Genomic DNA, 20,018 nt, shown 5'->3' with positions numbered 1-20,018 from the left:
GAAGCCTATTATGTACAGCCATTCTGTAACACTAGAGAGCGAGAAGTGTATAGGATGTACGGATTGTATTAAAAGATGTCCGACAGAAGCTATTCGAGTAAGAGATTCTAAAGCAAAGATTATTACTGAGAGATGCATTGACTGTGGAAACTGTATTGCAGTTTGTAGAAATGGTGCTAAGCGTGCTGTAATGGATAATTTTAATATGATCTATAGTTATTCTTATCGTGTTGCATTGCCTGCACCTAGTTTTTATGCACAATTTGCAAAAGGTGAAAGTGTAGAGGAGATTCTTGGAAGCTTGTATGCCATAGGATTTACTGATGTTTTCGAAGTCAGTGAAGCTGCAGAATATATTGCAGAGTACACAAATCAGTATATGAAAGAAGTTAAGGTATTTCCTGTTATTTCATCGGCTTGCCCTGTCATCGTACGCTTAATCCAGCGACGTTTTCCAGCTCTTATAGATCATATTTTGCCTATTATGTCTCCTATGGAACTTGCAGCTAGATATGTTAAGTCAGCCTATATGAGCCATGGTATTAAACAAGAAGAGGTAGGTGTTTTCTTTATATCACCATGTCCAGCTAAAGCTACGGATATCCATAAGCCAAAGGGACTTGAAAAGTCTTATGTAGATGGGGCATTTTCAATGCAAGAGATTTACCTAAAAGTAATTCATGAAATTAAAAATCACCCACACCCTATTAAGCGTAAACCAACCCCGGGGGGGATGAGTTGGGCAACTAGGAATGGAGGTATTAGTAATATAGGTATCGATAACCATATTGCAGTAGATGGTATTGAACGTGTTATTGATATTTTGGAAAAAGTAGAGGATGGTACATTATCAAAAATTCATTATATAGAAGCATTAGCTTGTACAGGTGGGTGCTTAGGTGGTGCACTTACTATAGAAAATCCTTTTGTGAGCCGTCATACACTCAAAAAATTAATAGAACATGAAGAACAAGAAGCAAAGAGAGAACAGGTTACTAAAGCCAACCATTTATTAGAAGCTCTTCCATATAAATATAATGTATCTATTGTACCTAAACCTGTTTTTTCGCTAGATGAAGATATTGGAACAGCTTTGGAAATGATGGAAGAAATAGAACAGCTATATAGTAAGTTGCCGCAAATAGACTGTGGTTCATGTGGTGCACCTACTTGTAGATGTTTTGCTGAGGACGTAGTCAAGGGGCATGCACATGTGGAGGATTGCATCTTTATGTTGAGAAAGCGTATTAAAGAGTTATCTGAAGCCATGTTTGAGCTCACACAAAAAATATTGCCAACAACAAAAGACTAGGGGGGATTTGATGACGGTCAAAGAGCTGGCAAATCAGTACAATTTAAATGTATTATGTGATGAAGGTATAGAGCAAAACATCAAAGGAGGTTATGTAGGTGACCTACTTAGCTTTGTGATGGCTCATGCCAAGGAAGAAATGATTTGGCTAACCATACAAGGACATATTAATACAGTAGCTGTAGCAAGTCTTATTGGTCTATCGGCCATTATTCTAACAGAAAAGAGCATGCCAACGGAAGAAATGTTAGAAAAAGCAAAAGAAAATGGTATCCCAGTACTAAATACACCGCTTACAAGCTTTCAATTAGCTTATAGGTTAGGTCAAGATGGTGTGTTAGGAGGGGTTGGATGATTGTCAGTTATGACTTTCATATTCATACAGTAGCATCGCCTTGTGGAGATGAGCTGATGACTCCTAATAATATTATTAATCTTTGTGAGCTTTTGGAGAAAAAGATTATTGCTATTACAGATCACAATACTTGCTGTAACTGTGCACCTATTATGGCGTTAGGAAAAGAAAAAGATATTTTAGTAATACCCGGAATGGAAATAGAGTGTATGGAGGAATTTCATCTCATTGCTCTATTTCCAAATCTTGAAAATGCTTATGAGGCTGAAAAACAAATACAAGCCTGCATGCCTAAAATCAGAAATAGAGCTTCTATTTTTGGAAATCAGTGGATTATGAATACAGAAGATGAAGTCATAGGTGAGATAGAACGTATGCTTTTAACAGCAACACAGCTATCCGTCTATGAGCTGGTGCCATTAGTCAAAGGATTGAGTGGATGTATTTATCCTGCACACATAGATCGTAATGCTTATAGTATCTTATCAAATTTGGGTGCTATTCCAGATGATTTATATTTTGACGCTTTTGAAGTTTCAAAGAATGCTAAAGATGAACTTTACAAAGGAATATATCCAGGTATGAGGTGTGTGAAGAGTTCGGATGCGCATTACTTAGAACAATTGTGTGAAGGAGAAAGTTTTTTAGAAGTGGAAAAAATAGATAAAAAAAGTGTGTTTGAATGGTTAGAACTTGTATAAAAATTGTATAAAATTAAATAAATAGTTGATAAAAATCATAATAAGTTGACAATACTACAAAATTGTGGTATTTTCATAAATATAATTAAAAAATTTCAGACTACTTGTGAACTTTTTAACGAAACCTTGAAATAATAAAACATCTATTGCTAAATGTAACAAAAGCGTAAGGAGGAAGAACGATGTCATGTGAGAAATGTAACAATCCACTTGCAACAGAAATGTATGCAGAATTAGGAGCTTTTATCGATGCACTACCAGAAAAACGAGGTGCATTAATTTCAGTGCTTCATAGAGCGCAAGCTATTTTTGGATATTTACCAAAAGAAGTACAAGAATACGTAGGTCAAAAACTTAATATACCAACTGCTCAAGTTTATGGTGTTGTAAGTTTCTATTCATTTTTTACAATGGAACCTAAAGGGAAATATCCTATTTCAGTATGTTTAGGAACAGCTTGTTATGTAAGGGGAGCAGATAGGGTTTTAGATGCTTTCAAAAATGAGTTAGGCATTGAAGTAGGTCAAACAACATCTGATGGTAAGTTTTCATTAGATGCATTAAGATGTGTTGGAGCGTGTGGACTTGCTCCTGTTGTAATGATTGGGGATAAAGTATACGGACGTATTAATACAGCTGAGCAAGTTAAAGAAATTATTGCAGAGTACCAAGAATAGATTTCTGATAAATAAGGAGGGTAAAAGCTATGACGAAAATCATGTCACTCGATCAACTTAAAACATTAAGAGATAATGTGAAAAATAAAGTAGATCTTCGTGTAAAAGGTGAAAATGTAGATAATATGGTAGTAGTTCGTGTAGCAATGGCAACCTGTGGGATAGCTTCTGGGGCAAGAGAAGTGATGAATTACTTTGCAGAGCTTGTAAGAGATGAAAAAGTAGATAATGTTGTCATTACACAAAGTGGCTGTATGGGATACTGTTATGCAGAACCTACTATTGAAGTCACATTACCAGGTAAAGAACCTGTTGTGTATGGAAACGTTGACAAAGCAAAAGCTAAGGAAATATTAGAAAAACATATTCTTGGTGGCGAAATGGTAGATGGCATTATACCAACTATCCATAAATCCCTTGATGAGTAATGGAAAGAAGGTGCTAAAATGTCTCAATATACAATGCATATTTTAGTTTGTGGAGGTACAGGGTGTATTTCATCTAGATCTCATGAAATCGTAGAAAATCTTAAGTTACATATCAAGGAAGCTGGGATGAGCGATACTGTTCAAGTTCTTACAACAGGATGTTTCGGTTTCTGTGAGAAAGGGCCAATCGTAAAAATTCTTCCAGACAATACGTTTTATGTTCAAGTAAAACCAGAAGATGCAAAAGAAATTGTTGCAGAGCATGTAGTTAAAGGGCGAAAAGTTGAAAGACTACTTTATGTAGATCCAGCGACAACAGATTGTGTATCAGACTCAAAACATATGGAATTCTATAAAAAACAAATGCGTGTAGCACTTCGTAACTGTGGATTTATTGATCCAGAAAATATTGATGAATACATAGCGAGAGATGGTTATGCAGCACTTGGTACAGTGCTTACAATGACACAACAAGAAGTGATTGATGAAGTGAAAAAAGCAGGACTTCGTGGACGTGGGGGTGGTGGTTTCCCTACAGGTCTAAAGTGGGAGTTTGCTTACAAAAATCAAAGTGATCAAAAATACGTTGTATGTAATGCAGATGAAGGGGATCCAGGTGCCTTTATGGATCGTTCAATTCTTGAAGGGGATCCAAACTCAATTGTAGAAGCGATGGCTATTTGTGGTTATGCAATTGGTGCAAATAAAGGGCTTGTATATATTCGTGCAGAGTATCCTTTAGCTGTTAAACGTCTTGAGATTGCTATTGATCAGGCACGTAATTATGGATTATTAGGTGAAAATATCTTAGGAACAGCGTTTAGTTTTGATATTGAAATTAAGTTTGGAGCGGGTGCTTTTGTATGTGGTGAAGAGACAGCACTTATTCACTCAATGGAAGGTATGCGTGGTGAACCTACAACAAAACCTCCATTTCCAGCTGAAAGTGGTTATTGGAATAAACCAACAAACGTAAATAACGTTGAAACCTTTGCGAACGTTCCAGTTATCTTCTTAAAAGGTGCAGATTGGTTCAGTAAGATTGGTACAGAAAAATCAAAAGGAACAAAAGTATTTGCTCTTGCAGGTAAAATCAATAATGTTGGTCTTATAGAAGTACCAATGGGGATTACATTAAGAGAGGTAATCTATGATATTGGTGGCGGTATTAAAGATGGTAAGAAATTTAAAGCCGTTCAAACTGGTGGTCCATCTGGTGGATGCTTAACAGAAAAAGATCTTGATACACCTATTGATTTTGATAACTTAATTGCAAAAGGTTCTATGATGGGTTCAGGTGGTATGATTGTTATGGATGAAACAGACTGTATGCCTGCTGTAGCAAAATTCTATCTTGAATTTACCGAAGAAGAATCTTGTGGTAAATGCACACCTTGCCGTGTGGGAACAAAGCGTCTTTGCGAAATCCTTACAAAGATTGTAGAGGGCAAAGGTACTATGGAAGATTTAGATACCTTAAAAGAACTTAGTGCAGCAATTAAAGATACAGCACTTTGTGGATTAGGTCAAACAGCACCTAATCCAGTATTATCTACATTAGAAGCGTTTGAAGATGAGTATCTTGCTCATGTTCGTGACCATAAATGTCCAGCAGGTAAATGCAGTGCCTTACTCGAATACAACATTACAGATAAATGTATTGGATGTACTGCATGTTCTAGAATTTGTCCAGTAAGCGCTATTTCAGGTAGTCCAAAACAAAAACATGAAATTGATCATGCTAAGTGTATTAAATGTGGTGCATGTATGACTAAATGTCGTTTTGGCGCTATTGTAAAAGAGTAGGGGGATATTGAAGATGTCAGAACTTAAAATTACGATAGATGGAAAAGAAATCGTTGTAAACCAAGGCGCAACAATCTTAGATGCAGCCAAACAAGTAGGGATAGATATTCCTACACTTTGCTACCTAAACCTTCATGGTACAGATATGGAAAATAAAACAGCTTCTTGTCGTGTATGTGTAGTGGAAGTAGAAGGACGAAAAAATTTAGCACCAGCTTGTGCCACACCTGTTACAAATGGAATGGTTGTAAGAACAAGTACACCACGTGTTATGCAATCACGTCGTATGGTACTTGAACTTTTACTTTCAGATCATCCAAAAGATTGCTTAAGTTGTGAAAAAGCAGGGCATTGTGGGCTTCAAGATATGGCTGTTAAGTTTGGAATAAGAGAAGCTAGATTTGATGTCAATTATGCACAATCTACTTATCCAAAGCAAGCAGGTGTATCCATTATCCGTGATATGGATAAATGTATCATGTGCCGTAGATGTGAAACGATGTGCTCTAAAGTTCAAACTGTAGGAGCACTTTCTGGTGTACATCGTGGATTTCCTTCATTCGTAGGAACTGCATTTGGTGCACCACTTGAAGAAACCGTTTGTACACAATGTGGTCAATGTGTAGCTGTTTGTCCAACAGGTGCATTAGTAGAAAATGAGCAAATTAATGAAGTTTTAGCACAGCTTGCAAATCCAAATAAAACAGTGATTGTTCAAGTAGCACCAGCAGTACGTGCAGCACTTGGTGAAGCGTTTGGTATGGAACCGGGTACTTTGGTGACAGGTAAAATGGCTGCAGCACTTAGAAGATTAGGTTTTAATTATGTATTTGATACAGACTTTGCTGCTGATGTCACCATTATGGAAGAAGGTTCAGAACTTATTGACCGTATTACAAAAGTAATGAGTGGAGACGAATCTGTGAAGTTACCACTTCTTACAAGTTGTTGTCCAGCATGGGTAAACTTCTATGAAACACAATTTGGTGATATGCTAGATTATCCTTCAACAGCAAAATCACCACAACAAATATTTGGTGCTATTGCAAAATCTTATTTTGCAGAAAAAATTGAAGTTCCACGTGAAAAAATGACGGTTGTATCTATTATGCCATGTCTTGCTAAAAAGTATGAAGCAGACAGGCCAGAATTTGAAAAGGATGTAGATATTGCACTTTCAACACGTGAGCTTGCTGCACTTATTAAACAGGCAAACATTGATTTTAATAGTTTACCAGAAGAAGATTTTGATAATCCATTAGGAGAATCTACTGGTGCAGCTGTTATCTTTGGAACAACAGGTGGTGTAATTGAAGCAGCAGTACGTACTGCTTATGAAAAAATTACAGGAGAAAACCTTGAAAAGGTGGAATTTGAATCATTAAGAGGTTTTGATGGAGTGAGAAAGGCAACAGTTAAAGTAGGGGATCTTGAACTTAATATTGGTATTGCACATGGACTTGGCAATGCCAGAAAGTTAATGGAAGAACTTAAGGCAGGAAATCCAAATAACTTCCATGCAATCGAAGTTATGGCATGCCCAGGTGGTTGCGTAGGCGGTGGTGGTCAACCCTATCATGGTGGCAATATCGAAGTCGTTCAAAAACGCCGTGATGCACTCTTTGCAGAAGATGCAGGTAAACCAGTACGTAAATCACATGAAAATCAAGCAGTACTTCAAATGTATGAAGATTATTTTGGACATCCAATGAGTCATAAAGCACATGAGTTATTGCATACACACTATGCAAAGAAAGATAGAATTTAATACCAATGACTAGGGGGCTATTATATAGCTCCCTTTTATTTTTAGAAGCGGTAAGATATATATTTTGATATTAAGGAATAGGTATATAATCAGATAGAATGAATGGTGACATTGGCGATATGCGAATGTGTTTTATGAAAGAGGAAGTTCACTTAGAAAGGGGATCAATTTTATGATTACAATTAAGCCCTTTAGGGCGTGGAGGCCAGATGAAAAACTTGTAAGTGAAGTAGCAGATTTACCTTATGATGTCGTAACGAATGAAGAGGTTAAGGAGAGACTGAAAAAGCATCCATACTCTTTTTTGAAAGTAGATAAACCAGAGGCATGGTGTGAAGAGAGGAATAAGGAAGATATTGCAGATGCAGCAGACTGTGCTTTGCAGGAGCTAATGGATAAGCATATCTTGATTCAAGAGGAATGTGAAAGTTTGTACATCTATGGATTAGAATCTCAGTGGGGAAAGCAATATGGTATTGTAGGATGTTTTTCGTGCCAAGAATATGTTGAGGGGAAAATAAAAAAGCATGAGAAGACTCGAGCAGATAAAGAAGCAGACAGAATAAGGCATGTGGCAAGTTGTATGGCACATACAGGACCTATTTTTCTTACTTGTAAGGAAGAAGAAGCACTTCAAGGTTGGATAAAGGCGTATTGTAAAACGCATCAAGTGCTTTATAAATTCGAAGATGAATATGGAATTAGACAAGTAGCTTATAATATTTCAGATAAGAAAGATATAGAGGTACTAAAGGGGCTATTTGCAAATCTAGAAGCACTTTATGTAGCAGATGGACACCATCGTTTACAAGCTGCTTCTACCTATGCCATATCACGCAGAAAAGAAGAGGAACAAAGTGGACGTAATGGTAATCAAGCACAAGAGGAATACGCCTATTTCTTAGGTGTTGTATTTCCAAAGTCTGAACTTAGTATTTTAGATTATAATCGCATTTTAAAAGATGAGAGTGGCTTGAATAAGGAAGAGCTTATAAAAAGGTTAGAGGTGAATTTTAAGATCACTAAAATAGATGAAGCCTATTTTAAACCAGAAACACCACATGTATTTGGGATGGGTTATAAAAAGTGTTGGTATGCTTTAAGTATAAGAGATGAGGTTCTAGCACATTATAAAAAGGATGTTGTAGGTGCATTAGACACTTCACTTTTGCAAAAGCTTGTTTTAGAACCTATTTTTCATATACAAGATCCAAGAATAGATAAGCGGATAGCGTTTGTTGGAGGCATTAAAGGTTTAGATGTATTAAATACGTTGACAGAGGAAGAATGGGATATTGCATTTACCTTATATCCTACGTCCATAGAGGAATTATTAGCTGTTGCAGATGCAAATGAACTTATGCCACCCAAGTCTACCTGGTTTGAACCTAAGCTTAGGAGTGGGCTTTTTGTACATTGTTTTTGACAAATAGGCTTATCCATTGACAAATTTATCCGAATTTCATATAATCATTATCATAATAAGCATATTAAAAGCTATACTAGGTATATAAATAGAATAAGTAACATGCGATGATAAGGAGTAGTAAATAGATAAGGGTTTTCAGAGAGGGAAACATTGCTGAGAGTTTCCTAATACCTGTTTGTTGAAGCAGCCTTTGAGCATACATCTTGAACCTGAGTAGGGATGTACGGGTGACTGCGTTAGAAGTTGTGAGTGATACCTATTTTTAGGTATAACTAGGGTGGTACCGCGAGCAACCTCGTCCCTATTTGGGAACGAGGTTTTTTTATTTGTCCAAAAAATGGGCCGAGGTGATTCGATGCATAAACTTAGTATAGTGAGTGAACAAAAACCATTAGATGCTCTTTATATTCCTACACCTTTAGTATGTGAGCCAATTATGCATATTTGGCTTATGAAAGAGGCGTATGAAGCGTTTTATAGATTAAGTCGTGATATGCAAGATAGTGGACTCTCACCAGTATTAGGGGCTAGAGGTTATCAGTGTTTTGCTTATCAGAAGAAACTTTATCAAAATGAAGTTCAACGTCTTATAAGGCTTGGGGAAAAGAGTATCAATGCTTATGAAAAAGCTAAAACGCATATTGCGCCACCTGGTTGTAGTGAACATCAGTTAGGACTTTCTATGGATTTTACTTTATATAAGCAAGAAATGCCTAATGATCCGTTAAAGTTTGAAGCAACAAATCAGTTTTTATGGCTTGACAAATATGCTAAGGAATATGGCTTTATATTGAGGTATCCAAAAGAAAAAGAAGAAGTTACAGGGATGTTATATAAACCTTGGCATTATAGGTATGTGGGCATTGGGCATGCTAAGAAAATGGAGAAACTTAATCTTTGTCTAGATGAATACTATGAAGCCTTTTATTCACATTAAAGATGAACAATATAAGGAGGAATACTCATGAAACAATTTAGTTTAAATGAATTAAGAGAAATGTACTTAAGCTTCTTCGAGTCAAAAGGACATTTACGTAAAAAAAGCTTTCCAGTTGTACCACAAAATGATAACAGTTTACTTTTAATCAATGCAGGTATGGCACCACTTAAACCTTACTTTACAGGTCAAGAAGTACCACCAAGCAAACGTATGACAACATGTCAAAAATGTATTCGTACTGGTGATATCGAAAACATTGGTAAAACAGCACGTCACTTAACATGTTTCGAAATGCTTGGGAACTTCTCATTTGGTGACTATTTCAAAGAAGAAGCCATTAGCTGGGCATGGGAGTTTGTAACAAAAGTACTTGAACTTCCAGAAGATCGTCTTTTTGTATCTGTATACGAAGAAGATCAACCAACAGCAAAAATATGGCATGATAAAATGGGCGTACCAGAAGATCATATCGTATTTATGGGTAAAGAAGATAACTTCTGGGAAGTAGGGGTAACAGGTCCATGTGGTCCATGTTCAGAAATCTATTTTGATAGAGGACCAGAATATGGTTGTGATTCTCCAACTTGTAGCGTAGGTTGTGACTGTGATCGTTATATGGAGTTCTGGAATTTAGTATTTACTCAATTTGATAGACAAGAAGATGGTACTTACTTACCACTTCCAAATCCAAATATTGATACAGGTATGGGACTTGAAAGACTTGCAGCAATGATGCAAGGTGTAAGTTCTGTATTCGATGTAGATACATTTAAAGCAATCCGTAATCATGTTTGTGCACTTGCAAATGTAAAATACGGTGAAAGTGATAAAACTGATATGTCTATCCGTGTTATCACAGATCATATCCGTTCAGCAACATTTATGGCATCTGATGGGGTACTTCCATCAAACGAAGGCCGTGGCTATGTTATGAGAAGATTGATTCGTCGTGCTGTAAGACATGGTAAACTTTTAGGCATAGAAGGGTTATTCTTAAAAGAACTTGTGAAAACAGTAGTCGATAATTCAAAACATGAATATACTGAGCTCGAAGATAAGTTTGATTACATTGTAAAACTTCTTACAGTAGAAGAAGAAAACTTTAATAAAACAATTGAACAAGGCCTTAGCATCTTAAATGGTTACATTGAAGAACTTGAAGCAAAAGGTGAAAAAGTACTTGGTGGCGAAGCAAGCTTTAAACTTTATGATACTTATGGTTTCCCTATTGACTTAACAAGTGAAATATTAGAAGAAAAAGGCTTAGGTATTGATGAAGAAGGTTTCAAAGCAGAAATGGAAGCGCAAAGAAAACGTGCACGTGAAGCACGTGGTGAGACAAATTATTCAGGCCGTGACAAAAATGTATACGATGAACTTCCAAACACACTTACAACAGAATTTGTAGGTTACAAAGAGCTTGAAGTTGAAAGTACAATCGATGCTTTAACAACAGATGAGGCAATCGTTAGCGAAGCTACAGAAGGTATGGCTGTAAATATTATATCTAAAGTAACACCATTCTACGCTGAAAGTGGCGGACAAATGGGTGATAGTGGTACAATTACAACAGCAAATGGTACAGTAGAAGTAACGAATACAACAAAAGTAGTAGGTGGTAAATTTGCTCACCATGGTAAAGTTGTAGCAGGTACTGTAAAGCAAGGTGAAACTGCAACATTTAAAGTAAATAGTACCCTACGTCTTGACTCAGCACGTAACCATAGTGCAACACACCTTCTTCAAAAAGCACTTCGTGAAGTAGTTGGTGGACACGTAGAGCAGGCTGGTTCTAATGTAACAAATGAACGCTTAAGATTCGACTACACACACTTTGAAGCCTTAACAGCTGAGCAAATTGAACGTGTAGAAGCAATTGTTAACGAAAAAGTTTTAGAAGCACTTGATATTACAACAATGGAAACTTCTATTGATGAAGCAAGGAAGCTTGGTGCAATGGCACTCTTTGGTGAAAAATACGGCGAAGTTGTACGTGTTGTAGATATGGGACGTTACTCAATCGAACTTTGTGGTGGTACTCACCTTGTAAATACAGCTCAAATTGGTACTTTTAAAATTGTTTCTGAAACAGGTGTAGCGTCAGGTGTTAGACGTATTGAGGCTGTTACAGGACGCGGTGCAATTCATTATTATCAAGCAATTGAAAAAGAATTGAATGAAGTTGCAAAACTTACAAAAACTAAAAAAGATGCTGTTGCTAAAAAAGTAGAACATATCTTAGCTGAAAGTAAAGAAATTCAAAGAGAAAACGAACGTATTAAAGCTGAAATGGCTAAAGCAGAAGCTGAAAACATTTTAGATGAAATAGGGGAAGTGGCAGGGTTTAAAGTATTAGTAGCTGAACTTCCTGCTATGGATATGAATGGCTTACGTAATATGGGTGACACTTTTAAAGATAAATTAGGTGAAGGTGTTGTTGTTCTTGCAAGTTGTATGGATGAAAAGGTTAGCTTAGTAGGTATGGCTACAAATGGAGCGGTAAATGCTGGTATCCATTGTGGAAATATTATCAAAACTTCAGTAGCAGTTGTAGGCGGTGGCGGTGGTGGCCGCCCTAATATGGCTCAAGCTGGTGGAAAAGATGTAACAAAGGTAAAAGAAGCACTTGAAACAGCAAAAGAAATCATAAATCAACAATTAAATAAGTAAAAGTTATCGACAACCTATTGACGTAATCCTAGAAGTCAATTATAATTTATGGTAGTGCTTTAATCTTTTCTCCGTACAAATGCATAAAGCACGATACTGCAGCCCGGAGGGAGGGAAAGAAATGTCAGAGGTTACTGTTCGCGAAAATGAATCTTTAGATAGCGCTCTTCGTCGTTTTAAAAGAAATTGTGCTAAAGCAGGTATCATGCAAGAAATTCGTAAAAGAGAACATTACGAAAAACCAAGTGTGAAACGTAAAAAGAAATCAGAAGCAGCACGCAAAAAAAATAGACAATACTAATAACTAGTGATGTCTGCCTGAGATCTCTTTAGAGGTCTAGGAGGCGACTAAGCTGTGCTATAATCAAGGGCTACCTTGAGCAAAGATATAAATCCTAGAAATGCTATGCATTTCTAGGATTTTTTGTTATTCTCATCTTTCTTTTTGATACAAGTTATACCTGTCCTTATTCGTGCATAAATATAATAATGATAAGGAGGGGAACACCATGAAAAAAGATATGAAAGATAAAAAGAAAGAGTGGGTACTAGGTGTAATGAGTAGCTTGGAGGTACCTCAAGAAACGGTATTAGATATTCCAATTATTTCATTCATTGGTAATCGTGAAATAGCAATAGAAAACTTTATTAGTATTGTCCAGTATGAAGAAGATATTATCAGACTGAACACAACGTGTGGAGAACTTGCTATTGAAGGGAAGAACTTAGAAGCAAAGAGTATGGATAGTGAACAAATACATATTAAAGGTAAAATCCAATCTGTGAGCTATGGACAGAAAGGGTGAGTGATTTGTTTTTAACGATATGGAATTATTTGAGAGGTTATGTTATAGTAGAAGTAAGTGGATATGCACTTGAAAAATTTATGAATTTAGCCCTAAAAGACAGTCAATATTTTTGGAATATTATACGTAAGAATAATAAAATGTATTTGTATACAACTACAAAAGGTTTTAAAAAGCTTAAACCTTATGCAAAAAAGTCAAAATGTCATATACGTATTGTAGAAAAAAGAGGATTACCATTCCTCCAATTTCGCTATCGCAAAAGATGGATGTTAGCATATGGGAGTTTAATCTTTATAGGTCTTATGTATCTATTATGTTCTTTTGTTTGGCTAGTTGAAGTTGATGGCTGCAAACGCCTTAATGAGACAGAAGTCATTGAAACATTAGAGCAGAATGGATATGAAGTAGGTAGGTTTAAAGGACGTCTTGATTTAAGAAAGGCTGAGCAAGTCTTAATTGATGCTTATCCAGAAATTATTTGGACAGGTGTGAAGTACGAAGGGACAAAGCTGGTTGTACAAATTAGTGAATCTGTACCAAAGCCAAAGTTAGTAGAAGAAACAGAACCATGTAATTTAGTTGCAAAAAGAGATGCACTGATTACTTATATCGCAACAGATAAAGGAATGCCACAAGTTAAAAAAGGAGATACTGTTAAAAAAGGAGACCTTTTAGTTTCCGGTAGTATTCCCTATAATGATGAATCTGGTGCATTCTATCTCGCACATTCAAAAGCGCAGATTTTGGCAAAGACAGGTTATGCACTTACAGCAAGTATGCCTCTTGAAAGTGTAAAAAAGGATTATACAGAACGCGTGAGTTCACGCTATAACTTAAGATTATTTAATTTCAAAATGCCTATTTGGAAAAGTCATTCAAAAGATGTCTATAATCATTTTGATGAAATTGTAACCGTTAAGCAATTTAAGTTAACAGATAAGTTTCCACTTCCATTTTATTATGAATGTACACAAAAGGTAGAGTATGTTCCAAAGCAACAAGTGGTAGAGGAAGAGACTGCAAAAGAAAAGTTATATGGTGCGCTTTATGACGCTCTTTTAGAAAAATTAGGTGAAGGATCCAATGTACTTTATCATGAGGTAAGCTATAAACAAGAAGAAGGAAAGCTTGTAGCAACTTTACAGGCAATAGTCGAAGAGGATGTAAGCGAGCATGTAGGCTTGTCTTTAGAAGAAATAATGCCCCAGAATAAAGTAGAAGGAGAAAATGAATAATGGGTTTAGATGAAAAGAAAATTCAAATACCAACATGTTATATAGCAGGGATCTTCGGTAAATTTGATGAGCATATTAAATTACTGGAAAAACTCTTTAATATTAAAGTTGTACTTAGAAATGAAGATATTAAAATTTCAGGTGAACCAGCTCAAATAGATCTAGCGGTAAAAACTTTCAAAGAGCTTTTGAGTATTGCTGAAAAAGGTGAAGTTATTGATACACAGATGGTAGAATATACCGTAGATCTCATCAAGAAAAATCAAGAAAAAGAATTCTCACTTGCAAGCCAAGATTTAATTACTATGACTCAAGCAGGTAAGCCAATTAAAGCAAAGACAATGGGACAAAAAAAATATATTGAAAATATTAGGAAAAATATGATTGTCTTTGGTGTGGGACCAGCAGGTACAGGGAAAACATACCTGGCTATGGCAATGGCTGTCAATGCATTCAGAAAAAATGAAGTCAGCAAGATTATTTTAACACGCCCTGCTATTGAAGCGGGAGAGAAGTTAGGATTTTTACCGGGCGATCTTCAAAGTAAAGTAGACCCATACCTACGTCCACTTTATGATGCACTCTTTGAGATTATGGGACCAGAACAATTTGAAAAAAATATGGAAAAAGGACTTATTGAAGTCGCACCACTTGCATATATGAGAGGGCGTACTTTGAATAATGCTTTTGTCGTATTAGATGAGGCACAAAATACAACACCACCTCAAATGAAAATGTTCTTAACAAGACTTGGTTTTAACTGTAAAGCAATCATTACAGGTGACTTAACACAAATTGACCTACAAGCAGATCAAAAGAGTGGCTTAAAAGAAGCAGGTAAAGTACTTGCTAATGTAGATGGCATTGCATTTAGTTATTTAGATCGTAATGATGTTGTGCGTCATCCATTAGTTCAAAAGATTGTAGATGCTTACGATGATTATGAAAAAAAAATACAAAAGCATTCAAAAAATGACCGCTAATTCTAGCGGCATTTTTTGAAAGATGGAGGTAGGGGATGAAAAAATTTCGGTGGGAAGTACTATACTGTATCATTGCAATTATACTAACCTGCTTAGTGGTTACTTCGGGCGATTGCTTTAGTAAAAAAATTAAAATAGAAGTAGGTCAAATAGCTCAACAGACAATTGAAGCACCTTTTCAAGTGGAAAATGAACTGGCTACAGAACGTAAAAGGATATTAGCTGAAAATACAACACCTGATGTCTATAAAATGGACGATAAAGTACTACAAAAGGGTATTGCTAATATTGAACTTCTTTTTAACTATGTTGAGGCATTAAAAACATCAGGAATACCAGAAGAGTTTGGGACCTCACCTGTACAAATTTTACAAAGTAAATCACCTATTCCTCTGTATGAAGATGAATATAAAAATTTACTAGGTACAAGTTTAAATGAGTTAGATAGTTTAGAACAAATTTGTATTAATTTATTAACTAATATTATGGATGCAGGCGTAAAGGAAAATGAAAATAAATCTTTAGATATACGGACTAAATTAGAACGTACAGATTTAAGCACACTCCAGCAAAAAATTGCCTACGAAATAATTTATACTCAAATTAAGGCAAATTTCGTAATAGATAAAGAGGCAACAGCACTAGCCAAAGAAGAAGCGAGAAACCATGTAGAGCCTATATATATTTTGCAAGGTGAACGTGTATTGGAGCAGGGAACACGGGTAACAGAAGAAGCCTATGCTATTTTAAATACAATCGGTTATTTAAGTACAGATGACTCTCAAAACTATAGCCAATTTATAGGCTTATTTGTACTTATATTTCTAATCTTGCTATTTTTATATCGTACAATTCGCATAGATAAGAGTATTATGGCTTTAACAAGAGGACAAGCCAGTTTGATCTTTATTTTATATGTGATTTCTTTAGGATTGATAAGAGTGATGATAACAGGAGATTATATTTATATACCCCTTGCTGTAGCACCATTACTCATATCGATCTTAATTAGTAAAGATATTGCTATTGTAATGCATCTTATTTTACTTGTTGTGGCAGGGGTTTCGCACAAAGCGGATTTAGTGTTTATGATCTATCATCTGCTTAGTGGATTGTTAAGTATTTCTATTATTACATCCATGCAAGAACGTAAGCAGACCATGCGCAATGCACTTTTTATTGGTGGGATCCAAGCGGCACTATTTGTAAGTCTCAACTTACTTGTTGGTATGAATATATCTAGTAAGCTACTATTTAAGGGGGCAGAAGCATTCTTGGTTGGACTTATAATTGTTATTTTAGTTGTGGGAAGTTTGCCACTATGGGAAGCTGCGTTTGGATTTATTACACCTATTCAACTTTTAGAGTTGACCAATCCAGATCAACCTGTTTTAAAACGTCTTTTAATAGAAGCGACAGGTACATATTATCATAGTTTACTTGTAGCTAATCTTGCTGAGACGGCAGCAGATGAGATTGGAGCCAATGCTTTAATGGCGAGGGTAGGTGGATACTATCATGATATAGGTAAACTAACGTGTAGTAATTATTTTAAAGAAAATCAAGTATTAGATAACCCACATGATTATCTTGATCCAAAGTCTAGTGCAGATATTATTTTATCACATGTAACATCAGGGCTTGAACTTGCAGAAGCCTATAAGCTTCCAAAGTGTGTAAAAGATATGATTGTGGAACATCATGGGACAAGCATGGCTGGATATTTTTACGTAAAAGCAAAAAATATAGAAGGTGATGAAGTAGATCCTATGGACTACTCTTATAAAGGTCCCAAACCACAAAGTCGTGAAGCAGCACTTATTATGCTAGCAGATGTGGTAGAAGCCACTGTACGCTCTATGCAAAACAAGATAGGAAAAGAGTTAAGCGTAGAAGATATCGTAAGAAAAATGGTAAGGCAAAAGTTTGATGAAGGCCAGTTAGATGAATGTCCTTTGTATATATCAGATCTTGAAAAAATTATTGAGTCCTTTACACGCATGCTAAAAGGGATGTATCATGAACGTATTGAATACCCAGATAGAAAGGTTAAATGACATGAATTTATACTTAGAAGATGACTATGATTTTTTTGAACAACAAGAGGGCTTATTAGAAACAGTAAAGGCTGTTATTAATCAATGCTTAGAAATTGAGAAGGTGCCTTATGAAGCAGAAATCAGTTTAACTGTTGTTGATAAAGAAGAAATACAAGAGATTAACCGTGAACATAGAGAGATAGATAAGCCGACAGATGTTTTATCTTTCCCACAAATTGACCCGATTTCAAATGGTGTCATTGATTGGAAGAATCTTGACGAAGCGTCAATCATGAATTATGATACTAAAGACATTCTACTTGGAGATATAGTATTATGCTATGAAGTAGCGAAAGAACAAGCTGAAGAATATGGACATACATTAAAAAGAGAAGTTTGCTTTTTAGTAGCACATAGTATGTTCCATTTATTGGGTTATGATCATATGAATGATAGTGATGAGAAACTTATGATTTCAAAGCAAGAAGAAGTTCTAACTGCTTTAAATATAGGAAGATAGGAGATGTCTTTATGGAAAAGTACAAAGAGTTAGTGGCAAAAGCGAGAGAAGCAATGGAATATGCCTATGTACCTTACTCAAAATTTAAGGTAGGTGCAGCCTTACTTACTGAAGACGATAAAATTTATACAGGATGTAATGTGGAAAATGCTTCTTTTGGAGCAACAAACTGTGCAGAGCGTACAGCTATTTTCAAAGCAGTTTCTGAAGGTGTAACACATTTTAAAGCAATTGCAATTGTAAGCAGTAGCACAGATTTTACGTATCCATGTGGAATTTGCCGCCAAGTTATTGGTGAATTTATGAAGCAAGGTGAAATTATCCTTGAAAATGCTGAAGGTGAAATAAAAGTTTATGCTTTTAATGATTTATTACCTCACCATTTTGGACAAGAAGAATTGAACAAATAAGGAGATTATTATGAAAGATACATTTAAATCAGGGTTCGTTTCAATTATTGGAAGAACCAATGTAGGGAAATCTACACTTATGAATCGTTTAATCGGAGAAAAGATTGCGATTATGTCTAACAAACCTCAAACAACACGTAATCGTATTAAAACTGTTTTAACAACAGATGATTTCCAAGCGATTTTTATCGATACACCAGGTATTCATACCCCTCAAAATAAATTAGGTGAAATGATGGTTAAAACTGCCAATACAACACTTAATGAAGTAGATATTATTTTCTATCTAATTGAGCCACATCCAGTAATTGGGAAAAATGATGCCATCATTCTTGAAAAGCTTAAAACAGTAAAAACACCAATTTTCCTTTGTATTAATAAAATTGATAGTGTATCTAAAGAAGAGGTAGCTGAAACAATCGATAAGTTTAAAAAAGAGGTAGAGTTTGCAGAGATTATTCCGATCTCAGCCTACGAAGGTAACAATGTTGATGCTCTTTTAAAATGTATTGAGAAATATTTACCAGAAGGACCACAGTTCTTCCCAGGTGATATGTTAACAGATCAACCAGAAAGACAAATTGTTGCAGAAATGATTCGTGAGAAAGCCCTTCATCTTTTAGATAAAGAAATTCCTCATGGTATTGCAGTTGAAATTGATACAATGAAAGCACGTCCAAAAGGTAATGTAGTGGACATAGAAGCAACGATTGTATGTGAACGCGATTCACATAAACGTATTATCATTGGTAAAAATGGTACAATGATTAAAGACATTGGTAGTAAATCACGTTATGATATGGAAAGACTTTTAGGCTCCAAAGTTTATCTAACACTTTGGGTGAAAGTTAAGAAAAACTGGAGAGATAGCCAATTTTTACTTAAAAACTTCGGATTTAATAACGACGAATATTAATAAGTCAAGGGTTTAAGAGGTGGAAGTTTTTTTGTAGTATTGTAAATCTAAACTTGTATATGCTAATAGTATTAAGCTTAAAGGGGGCATTCATATGTTAAATCATTTATGGAAATGTTTTGAGACTACAGGAGATATTGCAACCTATCTAGAGTTTAAGGAGTATGAAAAAACCAGATCAAGCTTATTAGAGAAGAGAGTGGATGAGACATAGAAAATTATGATAATTAAAGCAACAGGAATTATTCTTAAAGAGTATGTAGTTGGAGAGAGTGATAAATTTATCACTCTCTTTACAAAAGAATTAGGTAAGATTCAAGTAGGTGCACCACGAGCTAAAAAGTTTGATAAAGGTTTAGCTTCAGGAACAGAGATGTTTGTATATGGTGAATTTACAATGACATGTTATAAACATACCTATAAGCTTGTTGGTGTAGAGCCTATCTTCACTTTTCATCATTTAAGAGAAGATTTATTTACCTTAAGCTATGCTTCCTATATTGCTGAATTTATAAGTGAAGTAGCAGTGGAAGGTAGTGGTAATGAACACCTTTTGACGCTAATGCTATATACTTTACATAGTTTAGAGAAAATGGGAAGTGAGGCATGTGAGCGTATTAGACGAACGTTTGAAATGCGTGCCTTAGGTGTACTTGGATTTATGCCAGAACTTGACCATTGTGTGAATTGCACAACAGAAATTGTACAAGATCCTAACAAACGTTATACCTTTGTAATAAGAGAAGGTGGTATTGTTTGTGATAAGTGTAAAGGTGTAGGATTTGGTATAACCTTAAGTTATACGAGTTGGTATGTTTTGCATTATATACTAGGAAGTCCAATAAAGGTACTTTATCACTTTGAAATTAAACCTTACGTATTAAAAGAAATAGGTTTAGTCTGTGATGCACTGGTTGCTTATTACATAGAGAAACCTTTTAAAACCCTTGAGTTTATTAAGAGCTTAGAAAATTTATCTTAGATTTTCTAAGCTCTTTCTTCGCTTATAAAACAAACTAT

20 protein-coding genes and 1 other annotated feature are annotated in these 20,018 nt (G+C 35.4%); all 20 genes read left to right on the top strand.

Annotated elements, in window-relative coordinates:
• Window positions 1–10: 10 nt before the first annotated feature.
• The 20 genes from PBV87_RS19755 (at window position 11) to recO (ending at window position 19,980) form a co-directional block, all read left to right on the top strand.
• Window positions 11–1,312 (top strand): [Fe-Fe] hydrogenase large subunit C-terminal domain-containing protein, encoded by a 1,302-nt coding sequence (locus PBV87_RS19755; RefSeq protein ID WP_271013462.1) that lies wholly within the window; start codon window positions 11–13, stop codon window positions 1,310–1,312.
• Window positions 1,313–1,322: 10 nt separating this feature from the next.
• Entirely contained in the window at window positions 1,323–1,667 is a 345-nt protein-coding gene (locus PBV87_RS19750) for a DRTGG domain-containing protein (RefSeq protein ID WP_053985362.1), read from the top strand.
• Window positions 1,664–2,368: a PHP domain-containing protein gene (locus PBV87_RS19745; RefSeq protein WP_271013461.1), complete on the top strand. Its 705-nt coding sequence runs from the start codon at window positions 1,664–1,666 to the stop codon at window positions 2,366–2,368. The genes PBV87_RS19750 and PBV87_RS19745 overlap by 4 nt, the downstream gene beginning before the upstream one ends.
• Window positions 2,369–2,550: 182 nt before the next feature.
• On the top strand, window positions 2,551–3,045 hold the full coding sequence (locus PBV87_RS19740) for an NADH-quinone oxidoreductase subunit NuoE family protein (RefSeq protein WP_053985360.1): 495 nt from the start codon (window positions 2,551–2,553) through the stop codon (window positions 3,043–3,045).
• 29 nt (window positions 3,046–3,074) lie between these two features.
• Window positions 3,075–3,473, top strand: coding sequence for a (2Fe-2S) ferredoxin domain-containing protein (locus tag PBV87_RS19735; protein ID WP_271013460.1), 399 nt, complete (start codon window positions 3,075–3,077; stop codon window positions 3,471–3,473).
• Window positions 3,474–3,491: 18 nt separating this feature from the next.
• Window positions 3,492–5,279 carry an NADH-quinone oxidoreductase subunit NuoF gene (nuoF, locus tag PBV87_RS19730; RefSeq protein WP_053985358.1) on the top strand — a complete coding sequence of 596 codons (1,788 nt, stop codon included), beginning with the start codon at window positions 3,492–3,494 and terminating at the stop codon, window positions 5,277–5,279.
• A gap of 13 nt (window positions 5,280–5,292) precedes the next feature.
• Complete coding sequence (locus tag PBV87_RS19725) at window positions 5,293–7,047, top strand: NADH-dependent [FeFe] hydrogenase, group A6 (RefSeq protein ID WP_271013459.1); 1,755 nt, start codon at window positions 5,293–5,295, stop codon at window positions 7,045–7,047.
• Between the two features lie 172 nt (window positions 7,048–7,219).
• On the top strand, window positions 7,220–8,473 hold the full coding sequence (locus PBV87_RS19720) for a DUF1015 domain-containing protein (RefSeq protein ID WP_053985356.1): 1,254 nt from the start codon (window positions 7,220–7,222) through the stop codon (window positions 8,471–8,473).
• Window positions 8,474–8,571: 98 nt separating this feature from the next.
• Window positions 8,572–8,782, top strand: a binding site (T-box leader).
• A 49-nt stretch (window positions 8,783–8,831) separates the two neighbouring features.
• On the top strand, window positions 8,832–9,413 hold the full coding sequence (locus PBV87_RS19715) for a M15 family metallopeptidase (RefSeq protein ID WP_271013458.1): 582 nt from the start codon (window positions 8,832–8,834) through the stop codon (window positions 9,411–9,413).
• A 27-nt stretch (window positions 9,414–9,440) separates the two neighbouring features.
• On the top strand, window positions 9,441–12,086 hold the full coding sequence (alaS, locus tag PBV87_RS19710; protein ID WP_271013457.1) for an alanine--tRNA ligase: 2,646 nt from the start codon (window positions 9,441–9,443) through the stop codon (window positions 12,084–12,086).
• Between the two features lie 121 nt (window positions 12,087–12,207).
• Window positions 12,208–12,387, top strand: coding sequence for a 30S ribosomal protein S21 (gene rpsU / locus PBV87_RS19705; protein WP_053985353.1), 180 nt, complete (start codon window positions 12,208–12,210; stop codon window positions 12,385–12,387).
• Between the two features lie 208 nt (window positions 12,388–12,595).
• Entirely contained in the window at window positions 12,596–12,892 is a 297-nt protein-coding gene (gene yqfC, locus PBV87_RS19700) for a sporulation protein YqfC (protein WP_053985352.1), read from the top strand.
• 29 nt (window positions 12,893–12,921) lie between these two features.
• On the top strand, window positions 12,922–14,130 hold the full coding sequence (yqfD, locus tag PBV87_RS19695) for a sporulation protein YqfD (RefSeq protein WP_271013456.1): 1,209 nt from the start codon (window positions 12,922–12,924) through the stop codon (window positions 14,128–14,130).
• The gene (locus tag PBV87_RS19690) at window positions 14,130–15,113 is read left to right on the top strand and encodes a PhoH family protein (protein ID WP_053985350.1); all 984 of its coding nucleotides are present in this window, start codon (window positions 14,130–14,132) and stop codon (window positions 15,111–15,113) included. The genes yqfD and PBV87_RS19690 overlap by 1 nt, the downstream gene beginning before the upstream one ends.
• 35 nt (window positions 15,114–15,148) lie before the next feature.
• Complete coding sequence (locus PBV87_RS19685) at window positions 15,149–17,170, top strand: HD family phosphohydrolase (protein ID WP_271013455.1); 2,022 nt, start codon at window positions 15,149–15,151, stop codon at window positions 17,168–17,170.
• Window positions 17,133–17,672: an rRNA maturation RNase YbeY gene (gene ybeY, locus PBV87_RS19680; RefSeq protein WP_271013454.1), complete on the top strand. Its 540-nt coding sequence runs from the start codon at window positions 17,133–17,135 to the stop codon at window positions 17,670–17,672. Before PBV87_RS19685 ends, ybeY begins: the two co-directional genes overlap by 38 nt.
• Before the next feature lie 11 nt (window positions 17,673–17,683).
• Window positions 17,684–18,082 carry a cytidine deaminase gene (locus PBV87_RS19675; protein WP_271013453.1) on the top strand — a complete coding sequence of 133 codons (399 nt, stop codon included), beginning with the start codon at window positions 17,684–17,686 and terminating at the stop codon, window positions 18,080–18,082.
• Between the two features lie 10 nt (window positions 18,083–18,092).
• Window positions 18,093–18,998: a GTPase Era gene (era, locus tag PBV87_RS19670; RefSeq protein WP_271013452.1), complete on the top strand. Its 906-nt coding sequence runs from the start codon at window positions 18,093–18,095 to the stop codon at window positions 18,996–18,998.
• A gap of 94 nt (window positions 18,999–19,092) precedes the next feature.
• Window positions 19,093–19,212, top strand: a complete 120-nt coding sequence (locus PBV87_RS19665; RefSeq protein WP_082238827.1) for a YqzL family protein — start codon at window positions 19,093–19,095, stop codon at window positions 19,210–19,212.
• Window positions 19,213–19,218: 6 nt separating this feature from the next.
• On the top strand, window positions 19,219–19,980 hold the full coding sequence (recO, locus tag PBV87_RS19660) for a DNA repair protein RecO (RefSeq protein ID WP_053985346.1): 762 nt from the start codon (window positions 19,219–19,221) through the stop codon (window positions 19,978–19,980).
• The last annotated feature ends 38 nt before the right edge of the window (window positions 19,981–20,018 follow it).

Origin of the sequence: Holtiella tumoricola, assembly GCF_027857615.1 — a bacterium.
Taxonomy (GTDB): domain Bacteria; phylum Bacillota; class Clostridia; order Lachnospirales; family Cellulosilyticaceae; genus Holtiella; species Holtiella tumoricola.
The sequence above is the reverse complement of the archived record's forward strand: the minus strand, read 5'-3'. Positions and strand labels throughout refer to the sequence as shown.

What these genes read in the sequence shown, in the direction of transcription:
- PBV87_RS19755 (WP_271013462.1), top strand. Translation starts at nt 11, where the DNA reads ATGTACAGCCATTCTGTAACACTAGAGAGCGAGAAGTGTATAGGATGT.
- PBV87_RS19750 (WP_053985362.1), top strand. Translation starts at nt 1,323, where the DNA reads ATGACGGTCAAAGAGCTGGCAAATCAGTACAATTTAAATGTATTATGT.
- PBV87_RS19745 (WP_271013461.1), top strand. Translation starts at nt 1,664, where the DNA reads ATGATTGTCAGTTATGACTTTCATATTCATACAGTAGCATCGCCTTGT.
- PBV87_RS19740 (WP_053985360.1), top strand. Translation starts at nt 2,551, where the DNA reads ATGTCATGTGAGAAATGTAACAATCCACTTGCAACAGAAATGTATGCA.
- PBV87_RS19735 (WP_271013460.1), top strand. Translation starts at nt 3,075, where the DNA reads ATGACGAAAATCATGTCACTCGATCAACTTAAAACATTAAGAGATAAT.
- nuoF (WP_053985358.1), top strand. Translation starts at nt 3,492, where the DNA reads ATGTCTCAATATACAATGCATATTTTAGTTTGTGGAGGTACAGGGTGT.
- PBV87_RS19725 (WP_271013459.1), top strand. Translation starts at nt 5,293, where the DNA reads ATGTCAGAACTTAAAATTACGATAGATGGAAAAGAAATCGTTGTAAAC.
- PBV87_RS19720 (WP_053985356.1), top strand. Translation starts at nt 7,220, where the DNA reads ATGATTACAATTAAGCCCTTTAGGGCGTGGAGGCCAGATGAAAAACTT.
- PBV87_RS19715 (WP_271013458.1), top strand. Translation starts at nt 8,832, where the DNA reads ATGCATAAACTTAGTATAGTGAGTGAACAAAAACCATTAGATGCTCTT.
- alaS (WP_271013457.1), top strand. Translation starts at nt 9,441, where the DNA reads ATGAAACAATTTAGTTTAAATGAATTAAGAGAAATGTACTTAAGCTTC.
- rpsU (WP_053985353.1), top strand. Translation starts at nt 12,208, where the DNA reads ATGTCAGAGGTTACTGTTCGCGAAAATGAATCTTTAGATAGCGCTCTT.
- yqfC (WP_053985352.1), top strand. Translation starts at nt 12,596, where the DNA reads ATGAAAAAAGATATGAAAGATAAAAAGAAAGAGTGGGTACTAGGTGTA.
- PBV87_RS19690 (WP_053985350.1), top strand. Translation starts at nt 14,130, where the DNA reads ATGGGTTTAGATGAAAAGAAAATTCAAATACCAACATGTTATATAGCA.
- PBV87_RS19685 (WP_271013455.1), top strand. Translation starts at nt 15,149, where the DNA reads ATGAAAAAATTTCGGTGGGAAGTACTATACTGTATCATTGCAATTATA.
- ybeY (WP_271013454.1), top strand. Translation starts at nt 17,133, where the DNA reads ATGAACGTATTGAATACCCAGATAGAAAGGTTAAATGACATGAATTTA.
- PBV87_RS19675 (WP_271013453.1), top strand. Translation starts at nt 17,684, where the DNA reads ATGGAAAAGTACAAAGAGTTAGTGGCAAAAGCGAGAGAAGCAATGGAA.
- era (WP_271013452.1), top strand. Translation starts at nt 18,093, where the DNA reads ATGAAAGATACATTTAAATCAGGGTTCGTTTCAATTATTGGAAGAACC.
- PBV87_RS19665 (WP_082238827.1), top strand. Translation starts at nt 19,093, where the DNA reads ATGTTAAATCATTTATGGAAATGTTTTGAGACTACAGGAGATATTGCA.
- recO (WP_053985346.1), top strand. Translation starts at nt 19,219, where the DNA reads ATGATAATTAAAGCAACAGGAATTATTCTTAAAGAGTATGTAGTTGGA.